The sequence below is a fragment of the Bradyrhizobium genosp. SA-3 genome (assembly GCF_004212635.1).
Lineage (GTDB): Bacteria > Pseudomonadota > Alphaproteobacteria > Rhizobiales > Xanthobacteraceae > Bradyrhizobium.
The window spans coordinates 1-15,192 of sequence record NZ_PSRT01000172.1; the positions used below are offsets into that span (position 1 = coordinate 1).

A 15,192-nucleotide genomic window follows, 5' to 3' on the forward strand; every position below is an offset into this window, starting at 1 on the left:
ACGGGCGGCTTTGCTCTACCGACCTACACCATCACTGGGGACACGACCTTCGTGCGATCTCCAATCTGGGCTTGGACAATCACGACAATCACCTGGTGATCGTCGCCGGGGTGATCGAGGCGAAGCGGTCATTGCATTGGTCCTGCGCGCGTGTCTGGTTCCGCGCGCGTGCTCGCATTTTCGGTGATGACTGACACAACCCCAGAGCTAGTGGCATGCTCGCCAACTGAGCGCGGCAGATCCGCCGCGTATAAGCGCATCGATTTCGTTGTTTGGCCAGCCGTGCTGTGGGCCATCGTGTTGGGCTATCGTTCGGATGCCTTCAATGGGGTTGCCGCCCTCATGGCGGTCGACGGTCAAGGGCCGCACCAGCCGTAAACAGCTCTTGGCGATACGCTGCAGCGTTAGGCTGAGCCAGGCGAACGGATCGACGTTGTTCATTTTCGCCGTCTGCAGCAATGTTGCGATGGTCGCCCAGGTTTGTCCGCCGCCGTCGCTGCCCGCGAAGAGGCTATTCTTTCTCGTAATTGTTTGTGGCCTGATGGCGCGTTCGACGATGTTGGAGTCGAGCTCAATGCGGCCGTCGGCCAGGAAGCGCTCGAAGATGGTGCGGCGCGAGACGGCATAGCGGATCGCCTCGGCTAGTTTTGATTTGCTGGAGATCCGCCGCAAGGTCTGCTGCCAGAGATCGAAGAGATCTGCGACGATTGCCGCGGAGGCTTGCTGACGCGCGGCAACGCGGGCGTCGGGGCTTTGGCCGCGCACGGTTTTCTCGACCTGCCAGAGCGTCGCCATCCGCTCGACCGTCGCCGTTGCCACTTCCGAGCTCCCTGCAACATGCAGCTCGTAGAACTTGCGCCGGCTGTGTGACCAGCAGCCAGCCAATGTGACGCCATCATTGCCGCGATCGGATCGCGCCAGCTTGTTATAGGCGGCGTATCCATCCACCTGCAGGATGCCGCGATAACCATTGAGATGCCGGACCGCGCATTCGCCGGCGCGACTGTCTTCGAAGCGATAAGCCACCATCGGCGGACCGCTGCGGCCAAAGGTTCGGTCATCCCTGGCATAGGCCCACAAATAGGCTGTCTTCGCCGATCCGGAGCCCGGAGCCAGCGTTGGCAGGGTAGTTTCGTCGGCAAAGACCCGTTCGGCCTTCTTGACCTCGCTGAAGATGTAGTCGGCCATCATCTCGAGCTCGAAGCCGAGCTTGCCCATCCATTGCGCCATCAGCTGCCGGTCGAGTTCGACATGATCGCGGGCGTAGATGGCCTCCTGCCGGTAGAGCGGCAGGCCGTCGGCATATCTGGCGACGGCGATCTGGGCCAGAAGGGCTTCGGTCGGAATGCCTCCTTCGATGATATGAGCCGGGGCCGGCGCCTGGATCACGTCGTCCGCGTTCTTGAAGGCATACTTGGGGCGGCGCGTGACGATAACGCGGAACTTCGCCGGCACCACATCCAGACGCTCCGACACATCCTCGCCGATCAGCACCTTCTGCTTACCGGCATGCACGGCCAGCTCTTCCGGCTCAATGACCGTTTCGATCCGTTCCAGATGGGGCGCAAAGCCCTTACGCCGACGCGGTGCACGCTTGCCACCCGCTTGCTCACGGCCCTTGGTGACCTGAGCCTTGATCGCAGCGATGCCGGTCTCGATCTCCTCGAAGACAAAGGCCTGCTGTTCGTCATCGATGCTCGCAGAGCCGAGCTTCTCCGATCGTCGGCCGAACCGGGTGCGGTCAAAGGCCTTCAGGATCTGCGTCAGCCGCTCGATGCGCGCATCGGCATCGGCGTTGCGGGCCTTGAGATCGTCGGCCTCGCTCGCCAGAGCATCGACACGGGCCGCCTTCTCGGCCATGGCAAGCACCATGGCCTTCAGCATCTCTACGTCATTCGGGAGGTCGAGATCGGGCGGCGTCATTGACCCGACCAGAGCACATTTTGCTCCGGTTCTCTCGTCCTTTCAGGCCATTGTTTCACTTCGCCGCAGCGCTTTTACCCAACAATCTCCGGCGGCTTGACCGCCATGGTCCGGACCGCTTCCAGTCCATCCCGTCCACCAGGGCCATCAACTGCGTAGGATTCAGCTGCACCCGATGATGCCCGATCCGCGGCCGGCAGAACTTCGCCTTTTCAAGACGGTTTAATTAGAGGCATACGCCGGAGCCATCCCACCACACGATCTTGATTCTGTCGGCTCTTTTGGCCCGGAACACATACAGCCTCCCATCGAACGGATCTGAGCCCGCATCGCGCACCAGCGCAACAAGGTCATCGATACCCTTGCGGAAGTCGACCGGATGGCCGGCCAGGAACACCTTCACACCAGAGGGGATCATGCCGAACGGACCGCCCGGATCACCCGCTGCAAATGCGCCTCGTCGACATCCACGCCGGCGCGCACGACCACCTCGCCAATGGCAATCTCGATCACTGACATGCAAGTCATCGCGGCTTCGCAACTCGAAGGCTGCGAGCGGTAAGTTCGTTCGGCCCGCGCATCACGGCGCCAGGCGAACAGCTGCGACGGGTGAATGCCGATCCGGCGGGCGATCGCCGATACGCTCGCGCCGGGCTCAAGCGCCTCTGCCGCAACTTGCGCCTTGAACTCGTCCGACCAGCGTCGCCGAAGCTGCCGCGGCGCTCCCTCAAGACGCTCGGCGACCGCTTCGATCATATGGAAGGTTCTAGTTTCAGAACTAGGCGTAGACATAGACGCTCACATCGGCTCACAACTGAGCAGCCGATAGCCGATCTCTCCGCCACTCCGCCAGATGGGGTCTCTTTGCCGCTTACGGTGCGGGAATTAGCCTCGAAAGTTCGCGGAGGCACCCAGTTCTCACGCTGGCTCATGTCGCCGAATGCAGTTGCGCCAGTATGGCTGACGGCTGATGCACGCGCCACTGGCCAGGCAGCACGAGTGGTTAGTCGCCCTTCTGCGCCGGCACTATGGCTATTGTTCCGAGCGAGTGCACCGGAGTCGGCTGGGTTGTCGGAGACGGCGCAGCCAGAAAGGCCGGGGCATGGGCTGGCCGGAGTTCGAGACCCTGATGGCACGCTTCCGCCGGCAGCTCCACGCATCATCCGCACATCGGGGACGGATATAATGCGGGTTACCTCGCGAAGAGCCGGGTCTGTGAAAGCCGCCCGCCCGGATCTGTGAGGCAATGCCAAAATGGCCGAGCTACTCGACCGCGATCATTAGGCTCACGTTTTGAAAATCCTGCGCACAATTTCTGCCCCGTGACGGGCTAAATTAGTCAAATTAGAGCCCTGGGGCCGATATTTCTTGTTTATTCGCGACAGCATTTTTCGTCGGCTTGGCTTGAAACGTCAAGGTTTCAAGAGAAAGGTGAGGATGATTTCCGAATTGTTCATCACCTGTGCGGTCATAGGAGGAGGGGGCACCGAAGCATAGGAATGTGCCGGTAACGCCGGAGCAGATCGTTGATTCGGCCATCGAGGCGGCGCGAGGGCGGCGGCGGTGCAGTTTGCGTGATCTCAAGAGCCGCCCGGGCATGCTTTAGATGCTGCGGCATATTCAGTCGTCGGATGCGGTCCGGTGATCAACCTTGCCACGGGCGAGGGCTGCTAATCCTGCTGGGTAGCGCAGCCTCTCCGCTACCGCTTGCGGTAAAGACAGGCTTGCTCGGCGCGTTCGAGCGGCTCGTGGATATCGAAGAGCTGCGCCCCGAGCTATGATCGCGGGATCGCGGGCCGACATTGAGGGCGTCACGGTCAAAACGATCGGAACGCTGCGCGTGATGGCCGCATGCTTGCAGGAGCTCGGTTCAAAGAATCTGAGCAGGATTTGCTGACGCTAATCGCGCGGTTAGACCAGCTGCCGCCATGCGCCGTCTTCTCGACCTTCTCGGTTGGATCGATGCAGCCCCATATACGGCATTGGCGCCGATGATCGGCGCGAATGTCTCTGTGAGGTTGGAGGACAACTTGTACCTCTCCCGGGGGAAAGCCGAGCTCCTGCAGGAAGCGGTCGAGATTCTCGGGCGCGTCGGCGTGCGGGTGATAGGTCCAGGCGCGACAAGCTCAAGCTCAAAGTCCGTGCTTAAGACATCCAAGCTCATGCCGGACAAGTCGAATACTGCTGTGAAGCTGCCGCGAACGGCCGACGGGTGGAGCGGCACCTAGCCGATCTGAGCACTTAGCTTGAGCTGTCGAAATCATTTCGATAGGGGGTCCCAATTACATGACTGCTGATTCAGCTGCGTTGAAGGAGGTGCTTGATATCCTCAACCCCGAACGCATCGAGGGAGACCGGTTCCGCGGCCGCAGCCTGGACCTGAAGTGGGGTTCCGTGTTCGGTGGACAGTTTGTGGCTCAAGCGCTGGCTTCTGCCGAGCAGACGGTCCGCGAGGAGCAGGCCGCGCACTCGGTGCACGGGTATTTCGTGCAATCGGGCGACGAGCGCGAGCCAGTCACCTACCAGGTAGAGCGGATTCGCGATGGAAAGAGCTTCGCCACGCGCCGCGTGGATGCGATCCAGCACGGCCGCACCGTCTTCACATTGACGGCCTCGTTCCAGCGAGAAGAGGTCGGGCTCGAGCATCAAGACTGTATGCCGCAGACGCCCGGACCCGAGGGTCTCCTATCGCAGGCCCAGATTGCTCGCACGTACATGGACAGGATGCCAGACGCGGCTCGCGTGCAATTGTCGTTCGAACGTGCGATCGAGATCCGTCCCATAGATCCCGTCGACATCCCGAGCCCCGAAGCAAAGCCGCGGCTGCGGAGCATTTGGTATCGCGCCGTGGGCACGCTCCCGGATCGGCCTCCACTGCACCGGGCCCTGCTCGCCTAGGTGTCGGATTTGAACCTGTTTTCGACGGCCATGCAGCCACACGCCATGACCTGGGCTACGCCGGGCATGCATTCCACCAGCCTGGACCATGCTGTCTGGTTCCGCCGCCCGTTCCGGATGGACGAGTGGCTCCTGTTTATCATGGACAGCCCATCGGCAAGCGGCGCCCGCGGCCTCACGCGCGGCCGTTTCTTCACGCAGGACGGACGCCTCGTCGCGTCGGCAGTCCAGGAAGGACTGATGCGCATGCGGAGCTGAGGCGAGGCAGTAGATCGAGCCGGACCGAACGATAATTCACGTCAGCGAAACGTCGTCGCCATCGCCGAAGAAGATGCAGCGCGACTAACACTGAGGAGCAAACAACAAATTCTGACGTTATGCCGCGAAGGAGCGATCTGTGGAGGTTTACGCCAGAAGGCCAATGATATCGACCGGAAACATCGGTGCGGATTTGGCCCACATTCAAGGCGTTCCACGACGCCGGGATCTTGCCATCGTGAAGATGGCAGGCGACAAAGCTTTCTCTGCCGGTCGGGAGATCAAGTCGGCCGCCACCGTCGATTTGGCTACAATAGTCCATCAATCAGGTGGCCGATCCCAGTAACGTCCTATTGCGGCCAACGTTTAGGACCTGTTTAGCGTTGGGGGACGCCAAGCTTGATCGTTCCCGGAAGGGACTGCATCGACTGGGCAAAAACCAGTGCACTGCGCGGGACCGGCCGCGTAGTCGGCTTGAGTATTAGGTAAAATCTGTCTTCGCGGATGGCGATATCGGAGAGCGAGATGAGTGCCTTTGCCGTAAATGCAAGCGCATCACGCTGCGAGGCATGAGCGCGACGCCTTCCCCCGTCAAACAAGCAGCCAAAGTAAGGTTTGCGTCGGTGTGAACTGGTCCCGCATCTGCGAGATTCATATCCAAATCGTAATCGAGCGCTGCCTTCTGCAGCCACGTCCGCCAGAGACTACGGTTGAGATAGTGCAGCGGTGTCAGCCGGGACAGATCATTTATATCATTGTAGCCGTTGCGCTGCAGATAGTTGGGCGAGGCAACGGGAATGGTGGTGCCCTCCAGAAGTGGCAACGCGACGAAATCGGGAAACTCGCCGGGGTTTCCGTGCTGAACCGCTACGTCGACAATTGTCGGGTCTATCGGGGTTAACTCTCGGGAGTATTGAACCGCGATCTGCACGTCCGGATTCTTTCCCCAGAAATCATGTATCTGCGGCATAAGCCAGGAGACAGTAAATAACGGTAGGCACGACACATGCACCAGAGACGACGCCTGGCGTTTGCGCAGTAGTTCCGTCTCACCATGGATCATGTGGAAGGCCCCGCAGACCTTCACCCTGTAGCGCTCTCCTGCCTCGGTCAGGCGGATACCGCGGCCACTACGCTCGACCAGCGGCAGCCCCATCCATTCCTCGAGCTTGCGGATCTGGTAACTGACCGCGGAATGCGACACGCGGAGCTCTTCCGCCGCACGCGTCACGCTGTTCATCCGGGCGACGGCTTCGAAGGAGCGGAGGGCCTGCAGGGGCGGCAGTTTCATGGCGATACGTCTATCATTTTTACATTTCGACATACAGAACAAAATACTCCGCCGCCGCTCCACCTGTTACCAGCTTTATGGCTGGGTGATGTGGCGATGGACAATGTGAGCTGATGAGCGCTGAGACAGATCGAGACCGCTACAGGCAACTTCGAGATGTCGTCAATCTCGATCCATCCTCGGAGATCAACGAGCTTAGCTCCAACGCCGTCCGTGCGCAGCTTGCCTGCCTTAGTGCTTCCGATGGTGCGAGGATGGTGCCGCGAAAAGATATGTCAGTGTCAAAGGAGAGAAAATCAATGCTAACGCAAAACCTAATGTGGTCGCGAAAACGGCGATCGATCCGGAGAAGGTGAAGGCCGACTTCACGCGAGACGGTTACTGCATCATCCCCGACGTATTGTCGGCAAGCGAGGCTACCGCAGTTCGGAATCGGCTCATGGAGCAGGCGGCGGCCGAGAGAGCATTGGGGTGGGCACGTTTACAGGATCAGCAGCCATCCCACCAGGAGGAGGTTGTAGCGGCCAAAGGGGCGAGCAAAAAGGGTGTCAATCAGCGCGTTGGCATGCTCATCAAAAAGGGCAAGGTTTTCCGCGAGTTGGTGACCCACCCTGCGACACTAGAGTTCGTTGAATTCGCCCTGGGTCAGACTTTCCTGCTGAACTCGTGTGACGCGAACATTGCCATGAAGGGCGGAGCACTCGAAGGCCTGCATCGCGACGCGTGGCGGTGCCCGATGCCGTACCAGGAGGGCGATGCCTGGGTCAAAGTTGGTGATCGCAAGCGTTACTCGGAACAGCCGGACAGCGCGCCGTCCGGTACAAATGTGCCGCCCGCTTGTGTCAACATCATCTGGATGTTGACGGACTTCACGGAGGAAAATGGAGGCACGCGCCTCGTGCCTGATTCTCACCGCCGACCGGACAGTCCAGATAGCTCTGTGCCTCACAAGGTGCCGATGATCGCTGCAACCGGGAAGGCCGGCAGCTGCCTGTTCTTCGATGGCAGCTTTGGCATGGCACGGGTCAAAATATTACTGATGAACCGCGGATCGGGTTGTTGACCTTCTATTGCGGCCCGCAGTTTCGCCCGCTGCAGAACTACGGTCTCGGAATTGATCCCGCCGTTCTCGACGAGGCGTCGGATAGATTGCTTGATCTGCTCGGCTACACGACGTGGTTTGGCGATGGAAGTTGTGATGGCCTCTCGTCACGTAAGCGCTTGCGCGCGCGGAAGCCATGGATTCCGGAGATGCGCATTAACGACTGAAGGTATCGACCACCATGATGCCTTCCGATCTTTCGTATCACCGTCGTTGCACGATGTGCTTGGTTGATTCAAAGAGTGCGCGGCCGCAAGCCGCGCAATCGCCTGTCATCGGTCAAATAAATGGAGAGCCCAAATGAATCTGACCCGCCGCACCGAGAAAGCCGCTCATGACTCTGCCGAATGGAAGGCAATAGTCGATCTCGCGGCCGCCCATCGTCTCGCCGTAATCCACGACTTCAGCGAGGGCATCTTCAATCACATGACCTTGCCGGTGCCGGGCAAGACCGACCGTTTCCTCTCGATCCCCTTTGGTATGCATTGGTCGGAGGTCGCCGCCAGCTCGCTCATGGAAGTGAGCTATGAGGGTGAGATTCTGAGTGGCCAGGGCGACATCAAGTGCGTTTAGCATCCACGCGTCGATCCACCGCCTCAATCTTAAAGCTGCCGCTGTCTTCCATACTCACATGCCCTACGCCAGCGCGCTCACGCGACTGAGGGATCCGCGCATTTTGCCGCTCGGCCAGACGGAAATCACGCTCATCGACCGCATTGCCTATGATGAGCACTACACGGGTCTCGCCCACGACCAGGAGGACGGCGAGCGCCTTGCAGGCATCGTCGCCGACAAGTCTGTGCTGTTTATGGCCAATCACGGCGTCCTCGTCATCGGGGAAACGGTCGCTGAGGCCTATGATCGTCTCTATTACCTCGAGCGCGCTTGCCAAGTGCAGCTTTACGCCATGTGGACCGGACAGGAGCTTCACCATGTCGATCCAGCGGTGGTGCAGCATACGACAGCGCAACGTGGGAACAACTATCTCTACGGCGAGTGCAAACCGAGCCGTCCAGCTTGTGAGCTCCACTTCGACGCCTTGAAGCGCATGCTCGAACGCAAGGAAGCGCCAGATTACCGGAGCTGAGGCGGCTGCGGTGCTAACATTCATACTGGGGAGAAGCTAGCGTCTGAGGCGCCTCGCCGGGCGAGGGCGCGCGGGATCGACCTGAAGAAAGTTCGCGGTCGAGCCAGTTCAGGGCGTCCAATAACTTGTCCATCCGGTCCCGGTCGGGAAAAGCTGAAGTTGTCGAAGCTTAGCGCCCCATCGATCCGGATACCGTGAGAGTGCTCGGTCCACACTGTTCTTCTGCTCGCGGACCGCACGGAGGTGGACTGAACGCTATGGCCGGAACGGCCGGGAGGGACTAAGGGATCGCTCCTCGCGACCACGCCGTCTGCGCAGTCCAACAACCTGAACGATCGACGCTCTGCGCCGTCAGCGCCGAGGAGGTATCCGGAGAGGTCACTGGGGGCAAGGCGGTATTGAGTGCGACGACCTGTCCGCTTCGAGGTCGCGGCCGCTGTCTGAACAACTTGCGTCTTACCGTGCAGAAACCTCAAGCCTCGCCCTGGGCGGGCGGGTGACACGACGCGAACCGCCGATCTTCGACGGCACGATTCCATGCCTCTAGCTCGCTCATCAGCCACGCGGGAGTTACTTGACTACTGCCCATTATCTTGTCTGGTTCGGGGGGGGCTGACGCAGGAATTCCGTCGACTTCACACCTGTAACGCAGAATTCCCAACAATGAAGTGCCAACAAGATGAATATCGACCCGGTGCTGACTTTATATCGAGCTAACTCGGTCTCACCTCAAGTATCAATTTATTAGCGCGTGAATGCGCGGCTACGCGAAAAATACATGCCTGATCTCACATAAAAACGGCAGTCAGCGGGCCCACTCTATTTACGGAGGAGTTCTTGATGTCTCGAAAGGTCATCGTCACGTGCGCAATCACGGGCGGGAGTGCTGCGGTCCTTGCAAAGCATCCAAACATTCCCAAGACGCCGTCACAGATTGCAGAGGCAGCACTCGATGCTGCGAAAGCAGGGGCTGCGATCGTGCACATTCACGTCCGGGAGCCAGAAACCGGCGCCCCATCGAACCGGCTTGAGCTCTACGAACAGGTCGTCAAGAAACTTCGGGACGCGGCCACCGATGTCATCATCAACTTGACTTGCGGCATGGAGGGAAGCCTCTACCTTGACTCTGTTGACCCGATAAATGTCGGCAAGGCGACCACGCTCAAGAATTCCACGGCGCGTTGTATTCACGCAATCAAACTTCAGCCAGAGCTTGCTACCCTGGATTGCGGCACGCTGACATTCGGAGAGAGCATCTATGTCGCGCGCATGTCCGATCTGCGAGAGATGGCCACGCTTATGCGAGAGGCCGGCGTCAAGCCTGAACTCGAATGCTTCGACCTCGGCCACATTGAAAATGCCAAGAGCCTGATAGCAGAGGGCAAGATTGACGGTCCCCCGTTGTTTCAATTCTGCCTCAGCACAGGATATGGCGCTCCCGCTGTGCCGATTGTCATGCAGGCGATGAAGGACATTTTGCCCTCAGGGGCAATCTGGGGGGGATTCGGCTGCAGTGCCGACGAAATGCCTGCGGTTGCACAGCTAGTGGCAATGGGCGGGCACGTCCGAGTTGGTTTGGAGGACAATATTTATCTTCGGCGTGGCGTGCTGGCATCCAACACCCAGCTCGTCGAGAATGCGGTGGGAATCATCGAACGCATGGGCGCCAGCATTGCGACGCCGGCGGAGGCTCGCGAAGTCATCGGCGTCAAGAAACGCGGATGACGCCGCATCGATTCTCGATTTGTTGCTCAACAACAGTTTCGGCCTGAGAGATCAATTCCGGAAGGTCAAAGTCCATGCTTGAAAATTCAACGTCCCCGCAGCCCGCCCCGCTCCAAGTGGGGCCACGTCTGAGAGGCTCCCGCAAACATCGGGCTGCTCGGAGGTGGGGTCATCGGCGGCGGTTGGGCCGCACGCTTTCTGCTCAATGGCGTCAACGTACGGCTGTATGACCCTGCGCCCAGGGCTGTCGAGCGTGTGCAAGAGGTGCTCGAGAAGGCGCGGCGGGCATTTCGTAAGCTGACGCAAGCTCCGCTGCCCGACGAAGGGGGCGCTGATGGTTGCGGACTCGGTCGAGCAAGCGGTGCGCGACGTGGAATTCGTGCAGGAGAACGCGCCAGAGCGCCTCGACCTCAAGCAGCAACTGCTCGCGCAAGCCTGCCGCGCCGCGCCACCAGAGACCCTGATCTGCTCGTCGACCTCAATGCTGCGGCCGTCGCTGCTGCAGGCGCAGATGCCGCGCCCGGAACGCCTGCTCGTCGCGCACCCGTTCCAGCCAGTTTATCTGGTGCCCCTGGTGGAATTGTGCGCTGGCGAACGCACCTCGCCCGAGATGCTGCCCCGCGCGGAGGCGACTTTTGCGCGGTCGGGATGTACCCCCTCGTTGTGCGTAAGGAGATCCACGGATTCATCGCAAACCGCCTGCAGACGGCGGCATGGCGGGAGGCGCTGTGGCTGGTGCACGACGGTTTGGCCACTGTGCAGGAGATCGATGACGCGGTGCGCTTTTCGTTCGGGCTGCGCCGGCCGGTCCCGGGACCCATCCTCACTTATTTCGTCGGTAGTGGGGAGACCAGTATGCGCGCCGAGAAGTGGGGCCCGGGAGCAAGGAGTCTTCGAGGCTGGAAGCCGTGCCAGAGTACACGCTCGCGGGCAGTCGTGGTTCGAACATGTGATCGGTAGATTCTATCAATATTCTGAACCCCGAAGCAAAGCCGCCGTTGCGAACCGTGTGGCATCGGGTGCGCGCTGGACGCCCGACCTGGATCACGCACGGCCTTGCAGTCATGTAGCTTAGACCACGCGATCTGGTTCCACCGCCCTTTCGGATGCACGGTTGGCATCCGTTTGTGATGGACAGCCCGCTGGCGAGCGGCGCTCGCGGACCCGCACGCGTAAGGTTCTTCACGCAGGATGACCACCTCGTTGCGTCGGGAGCCCAACAAGAGCTGATGCGGGTGCGGACGTGAGGCCGAGGCAACATCTTGGGATCATTTCGCCGGGGCCAGCTGGCGGCGCGATGGCGCCTCGGTTCTTAGCGCCGGCGCGCGACAACTCAGAATCCACATTTTGACAGGAGCAGCGCAGAATTTCTGCTCCGCAACCCGCCAAATTAGTCGAATTCCGAGCATGGGAGCCGGTAACAGTTCGCTCAATCGCGACCATAATATCGCCGGTTTGGCCCGGCTTGGGCCACTCAGCTTTTAAGGTGACCCGGATCACATGCGCGAGAAAACTGAAGCTCAAGGTCTACGTCTGAGGGTCGAGCAACATGCCCGAGAAGTCGCGTTTCGCCGAAACATTGCCGCGCGTAGTCGGACTCCTTGGAGGCGGGGTCATCGGCGGCGGCTGGGCCGCACGCTTCATTCTCAACGGGGTGGACGTGCGGCTCTACGATCCTGCGCCCAATGCAGTTGAATATGTGCAGAAGATGGTGGCGAAGGCTCGGCGGGCGTATCGACGGCTGACGCTTGCACCGTTGCCGGCTGAAGGAGCGCTCACCGCGGTCGACTCGGTCTCGGAAGCGGTATGTGGTGTGGATCTAGTGCAGGAGTCCGCGCCGGAGCGCCTGGAGCTCAAGCAGAAACTGCTCGCAGCCGCCAGCCGCGCGGCTGGACCTGGGGCTCTGATCTGTTCCTCGACCTCGGGATTTCGGCCGTCATTGCTGCAGGCGGAAATGGATCATCCCGGGTGCCTGCTCGTCGCACACTCGTTCCAACCGGTGTACTTGCTGCCACTCGTTGAACTGTGCGGCGGGCAGCGCACGGCGCCCGAGATGCTGGAGCGGGCGGCTGCGATCTTCCGGGCAATGGGGATGCACCCGCTTGTGGTGCGCAAAGAGGTGGACGGGTTCATCGCGAATCGGCTGGCGGAGGCGGTCTCGCGCGAGTCGCTGTGGCTGGTGCACGACGATCTGGCCACGCTGCAGGAAATCGACGAAGCCGTCCACTACTCTTGGGGGCTGCGACGGGCGGCCATTGGCGCCTACCGCATGGCGGATGGCGGCAACGGCATGCGCCAATCGATTGAGCAATGGACGTTCAGATGGCCATGGTCGAGACTCTCCGACAAGCCCGATATGGACCGCGCTTTCCTTGACAAAGTCGCCGAGCAGGCAGACGCACTGGTCGAAGCCAACCCCGTGGAGATCCCCATCGAAGAGAAACGCGACGACTGCCTCGTGGCCGTGCTGCAAGGCTTGCGCTCTCAGGGCTGCGGCCCGGGCGAGACGCTCGCGCGCTGGGAAAAGGGATTGCGCGACCGCGCGCCTCTGCCCCAACTAGCAAATGGCTCCGGCCCCCTGCAGATGGCGACACTACAGCTGCCATCTGACTGGCTCGACAGCAACGGCCATATTACCGAGATGCGCTACCTTGAGATCTGCGGTTACGCCGGCAGCAATCTGCTCCGTTACGTCGGCAGCGACGCGGAGTACCGCTCAAAATGTGGTAGCTACTTCACCGCCGAGACGCATCTCACCCATCTGCGAGAACTGTACGCGGGCGACCGCATTCAGGTGCTCACGCAGGTCCTCGGGGCGGACGACAAGCGCCTTCATCTCTTTTACGTAATCACGCGGGAGGGTGATGAGCGGCCGGTGGCCACGGGCGAGCAGATCCTCATTCATGTCGACGCGCACACCAGACGCAGCGGACCTGTAAAGGGCCGCATGCGCGAGCGTCTGCTGGAGCTGGCGCGACTGCACGCTCAGCTTCCCCGTCCGGAGCGCGCCGGCGCAAGCATCAGGCTTCGTTGATGTCCGAACTCACCGGCGGGATATCGTCAGGTTCCATGTTTTGGGGCGTGCCAGGAACGGGTGCCGGGCGTGTCCGGTTCGTTCAATCTAAAGAGGCCGCTCGACTTTGCGTGACGGTTGAACATCGTGCGAGAGCGCGTGGGATCTAAGGCGCCTTTACTGATGCCAATCATCAGCTCCGCGGAATGCATGCGGCAGGTCTGAAGGGGATGAGGTCGTGCGGCTTCAGCCGCAGAAGATCATCGCGGCCGGCCAGCAGCAGCCCTGGGCTTGCCAGTGAGATGGATGATGCCGGATGGATCGGCGGCCCTCGGGCGGAGCGGCCAGTACTTGCAACGCCTACCAGTCGATCAGCACGCGGAGGGCGCGCAAACTCCTGACGACACCCAGTCGAACCGATCGTCGAGCTGATTCATGTGCGGAAAGGTCTCCGCCGAGTAAGAAGCTACGTCGAGAAAGTTAAAAAATGTCCGGCGATCCTGGCTGGACGCTGATGCAATAGCATCGCCATCGCACTCACGATCGCGAGCAAGTCTGCGCAGCCAGTTACCCGCTTAGTTGATCGCCCCAGTGCCATTCCCCACGCATGTCGCGCTGCAAACTTCATCACCAGCCCGTACCCCTGTTGACTGTTGGAATGCATCCATGCCGAATCCCCGCTCCTCTCGCGCTGCATTAGTTGATCAAGCCGCAGCAGGAGAACGCCGGGCTTGTGTGCGAACAGATCAGCGCCGGAAATGTCGGCACGAAAATACGGGCTTCAGCGAAGCGATGTGGGCGCGCTATGTCGAGCTCGGGCTTCTTAAGCATCCATTTGCGTACACGACTAGACAGGCTCCATGCAGGCGAGATCACGCTCGAGAACGTGCGAGCTACGGCGGTCGACCACATCGGGGATCCGGCAGGCGCTTTCCGTATCAGCTCGCCGGTGGTTTGACGAGGTGTCGCTGCCCCTGTTCCGGTAAGAAGCTTGTTTCCTTTCAAGTACTTCAGCACTGGGCGTGCCTGTCGAATTGGAGCTGTCGCGCTCGATTGCAATGTACACCTTGGTACTGGCGGGCAAAAACGACGATACTAGACGCGAGCGCGCGATTTTGGCCGCAAAGATCCATATCTGCCCGCGGCTAAGGCCATCCGTCATCAATCGATTCAGCTACATGGCGGCACTGGAATGACGATGGAGTGAAGCATCGGTCACTGTTTACGTGTGATCATGATCGACACGCTGTTCGAAGATGCCGATCAACACCTGCGGTGGCTTGCCGCGCTCGAAGCTGTGGCATCCTCCAAGTCGCTCGGCTTTCCCGGTGGCGCTGAAAGCGCGGGCGTCAGCCACAAATCCGAGGCTGCCGCGGTGTGGCTCAATCTCAGGGATGCGCAACCGTAAACGCGGCCGCCGCCATCTGATGCTCCGCTCGATTCTCGAAGTCACGCTAGACGATCGAAGCTCGACCGCAGCATGTGACAAAAGGAGATAGCGATGTGACGTCGAGCCTCCCACTCTTCGGCGTTAAGGTCGTCGATTTCGGCCAGTATATCGCCGGATCGGCGATGGCGATGATCTCGCCGATCTTGGCGCGAGGTTGTGCACATCGCCCCACCGTCCGGTCCGCTGTGTGACAGCCCCGCCAATGCGACCCTTAATCGAAACAAGATGATCATCCAGATCGACTTGAAGACTGAGGAGGGTCCTTCGCACGCTCTCGTTAGGGAAGTGGATAGCATCTTCGAGAATTTTCGGCCGAGGGTCCTCAAGAGCCTCGGAATTGATTTTGCCGCCCTGCGCCTCGTCCGGCCGGACCTGATCACCGTGTCCATTCCGGGTTTTGCTTCGGACGATCAACTCCATCGCGAGTGGCGCGCCCTAGACCGAG

12 protein-coding genes and 8 pseudogenes are annotated in these 15,192 nt (G+C 60.4%); 16 read left to right on the forward strand and 4 right to left on the reverse strand.

Annotated elements, in window-relative coordinates:
* Window positions 1-194: pseudogene (locus CWO91_RS43855) on the forward strand (hypothetical protein); the annotation flags it as partial.
* A 193-nt stretch (window positions 195-387) separates the two neighbouring features.
* Here CWO91_RS43855 and tnpC read toward each other — a convergent pair.
* From tnpC to CWO91_RS45135, 3 genes and pseudogenes are all read right to left on the reverse strand, one after another.
* Window positions 388-1,923, reverse strand: a pseudogene (gene tnpC / locus CWO91_RS37080) (IS66 family transposase); the annotation flags it as partial.
* Window positions 1,924-2,149: 226 nt separating this feature from the next.
* Window positions 2,150-2,341: an IS66 family insertion sequence element accessory protein TnpB gene (gene tnpB, locus CWO91_RS37085; RefSeq protein ID WP_130220381.1), complete on the reverse strand. Its 192-nt coding sequence runs from the start codon at window positions 2,339-2,341 to the stop codon at window positions 2,150-2,152.
* Window positions 2,338-2,679: a transposase gene (locus CWO91_RS45135; protein WP_283811061.1), complete on the reverse strand. Its 342-nt coding sequence runs from the start codon at window positions 2,677-2,679 to the stop codon at window positions 2,338-2,340. The genes tnpB and CWO91_RS45135 overlap by 4 nt, the downstream gene beginning before the upstream one ends.
* Window positions 2,680-3,851: 1,172 nt before the next feature.
* Between CWO91_RS45135 and CWO91_RS37095 the strand changes: the two genes are divergently transcribed.
* From CWO91_RS37095 to CWO91_RS45320, 3 genes are read left to right on the forward strand one after another with little or no spacing between them, the layout of a single operon-like run.
* On the forward strand, window positions 3,852-4,151 hold the full coding sequence (locus CWO91_RS37095) for a hypothetical protein (protein ID WP_130220382.1): 300 nt from the start codon (window positions 3,852-3,854) through the stop codon (window positions 4,149-4,151).
* 58 nt (window positions 4,152-4,209) lie between these two features.
* Window positions 4,210-4,821 (forward strand): acyl-CoA thioesterase, encoded by a 612-nt coding sequence (locus CWO91_RS37100; protein ID WP_349643608.1) that lies wholly within the window; start codon window positions 4,210-4,212, stop codon window positions 4,819-4,821.
* A 9-nt stretch (window positions 4,822-4,830) separates the two neighbouring features.
* Window positions 4,831-5,079 carry a hypothetical protein gene (locus CWO91_RS45320; RefSeq protein ID WP_349643609.1) on the forward strand — a complete coding sequence of 83 codons (249 nt, stop codon included), beginning with the start codon at window positions 4,831-4,833 and terminating at the stop codon, window positions 5,077-5,079.
* A 481-nt stretch (window positions 5,080-5,560) separates the two neighbouring features.
* On the opposite strand, the gene CWO91_RS37105 is transcribed toward CWO91_RS45320, so the two are convergent.
* The gene (locus CWO91_RS37105) at window positions 5,561-6,370 is read right to left on the reverse strand and encodes a LysR family transcriptional regulator (RefSeq protein ID WP_165405976.1); all 810 of its coding nucleotides are present in this window, start codon (window positions 6,368-6,370) and stop codon (window positions 5,561-5,563) included.
* A 319-nt stretch (window positions 6,371-6,689) separates the two neighbouring features.
* Between CWO91_RS37105 and CWO91_RS37110 the strand changes: the two genes are divergently transcribed.
* From CWO91_RS37110 to CWO91_RS45660, 12 genes and pseudogenes are all read left to right on the forward strand, one after another.
* Entirely contained in the window at window positions 6,690-7,433 is a 744-nt protein-coding gene (locus CWO91_RS37110; protein WP_165405977.1) for a phytanoyl-CoA dioxygenase family protein, read from the forward strand.
* A complete protein-coding gene (locus CWO91_RS37115; protein WP_130220385.1) occupies window positions 7,430-7,639 on the forward strand; it encodes a hypothetical protein in 210 nt (69 codons plus the stop codon). Before CWO91_RS37110 ends, CWO91_RS37115 begins: the two co-directional genes overlap by 4 nt.
* A 133-nt stretch (window positions 7,640-7,772) precedes the next feature.
* A pseudogene (locus tag CWO91_RS37120) lies at window positions 7,773-8,559 on the forward strand (class II aldolase/adducin family protein).
* 223 nt (window positions 8,560-8,782) lie between these two features.
* A pseudogene (locus CWO91_RS37125) lies at window positions 8,783-8,884 on the forward strand (helix-turn-helix domain-containing protein); the annotation flags it as partial.
* Window positions 8,885-9,399: 515 nt separating this feature from the next.
* A complete protein-coding gene (locus CWO91_RS37130) occupies window positions 9,400-10,284 on the forward strand; it encodes a 3-keto-5-aminohexanoate cleavage protein (RefSeq protein WP_130220386.1) in 885 nt (294 codons plus the stop codon).
* Between the two features lie 153 nt (window positions 10,285-10,437).
* Window positions 10,438-10,557: pseudogene (locus tag CWO91_RS45650) on the forward strand (3-hydroxyacyl-CoA dehydrogenase NAD-binding domain-containing protein); the annotation flags it as partial.
* A 61-nt stretch (window positions 10,558-10,618) separates the two neighbouring features.
* Window positions 10,619-10,882: pseudogene (locus tag CWO91_RS44745) on the forward strand (3-hydroxyacyl-CoA dehydrogenase NAD-binding domain-containing protein); the annotation flags it as partial.
* Window positions 10,883-10,977: 95 nt separating this feature from the next.
* A pseudogene (locus CWO91_RS44750) lies at window positions 10,978-11,244 on the forward strand (3-hydroxyacyl-CoA dehydrogenase family protein); the annotation flags it as partial.
* Window positions 11,245-11,414: 170 nt separating this feature from the next.
* Window positions 11,415-11,531 carry a hypothetical protein gene (locus CWO91_RS45655; RefSeq protein WP_433995600.1) on the forward strand — a complete coding sequence of 39 codons (117 nt, stop codon included), beginning with the start codon at window positions 11,415-11,417 and terminating at the stop codon, window positions 11,529-11,531.
* A 302-nt stretch (window positions 11,532-11,833) separates the two neighbouring features.
* Complete coding sequence (locus CWO91_RS37140; RefSeq protein ID WP_130220387.1) at window positions 11,834-13,318, forward strand: 3-hydroxyacyl-CoA dehydrogenase NAD-binding domain-containing protein; 1,485 nt, start codon at window positions 11,834-11,836, stop codon at window positions 13,316-13,318.
* Between the two features lie 1,213 nt (window positions 13,319-14,531).
* On the forward strand, window positions 14,532-14,705 hold the full coding sequence (locus CWO91_RS43455) for a hypothetical protein (RefSeq protein ID WP_165405978.1): 174 nt from the start codon (window positions 14,532-14,534) through the stop codon (window positions 14,703-14,705).
* 95 nt (window positions 14,706-14,800) lie between these two features.
* Window positions 14,801-15,192: pseudogene (locus CWO91_RS45660) on the forward strand (CoA transferase); the annotation flags it as partial.

Bases quoted from the DNA above. Each gene is read 5' to 3' on its own strand.
- CWO91_RS45135 (WP_283811061.1), bottom strand. From the start codon at position 2,679: ATGATCGAAGCGGTCGCCGAGCGTCTTGAGGGAGCGCCGCGGCAGCTT.
- CWO91_RS37100 (WP_349643608.1), top strand. From the start codon at position 4,210: ATGACTGCTGATTCAGCTGCGTTGAAGGAGGTGCTTGATATCCTCAAC.
- CWO91_RS37105 (WP_165405976.1), bottom strand. From the start codon at position 6,370: ATGAAACTGCCGCCCCTGCAGGCCCTCCGCTCCTTCGAAGCCGTCGCC.
- CWO91_RS37095 (WP_130220382.1), top strand. From the start codon at position 3,852: ATGCGCCGTCTTCTCGACCTTCTCGGTTGGATCGATGCAGCCCCATAT.
- CWO91_RS45655 (WP_433995600.1), top strand. From the start codon at position 11,415: ATGGACAGCCCGCTGGCGAGCGGCGCTCGCGGACCCGCACGCGTAAGG.
- tnpB (WP_130220381.1), bottom strand. From the start codon at position 2,341: ATGATCCCCTCTGGTGTGAAGGTGTTCCTGGCCGGCCATCCGGTCGAC.
- CWO91_RS37130 (WP_130220386.1), top strand. From the start codon at position 9,400: ATGTCTCGAAAGGTCATCGTCACGTGCGCAATCACGGGCGGGAGTGCT.
- CWO91_RS37140 (WP_130220387.1), top strand. From the start codon at position 11,834: ATGCCCGAGAAGTCGCGTTTCGCCGAAACATTGCCGCGCGTAGTCGGA.
- CWO91_RS43455 (WP_165405978.1), top strand. From the start codon at position 14,532: ATGATCGACACGCTGTTCGAAGATGCCGATCAACACCTGCGGTGGCTT.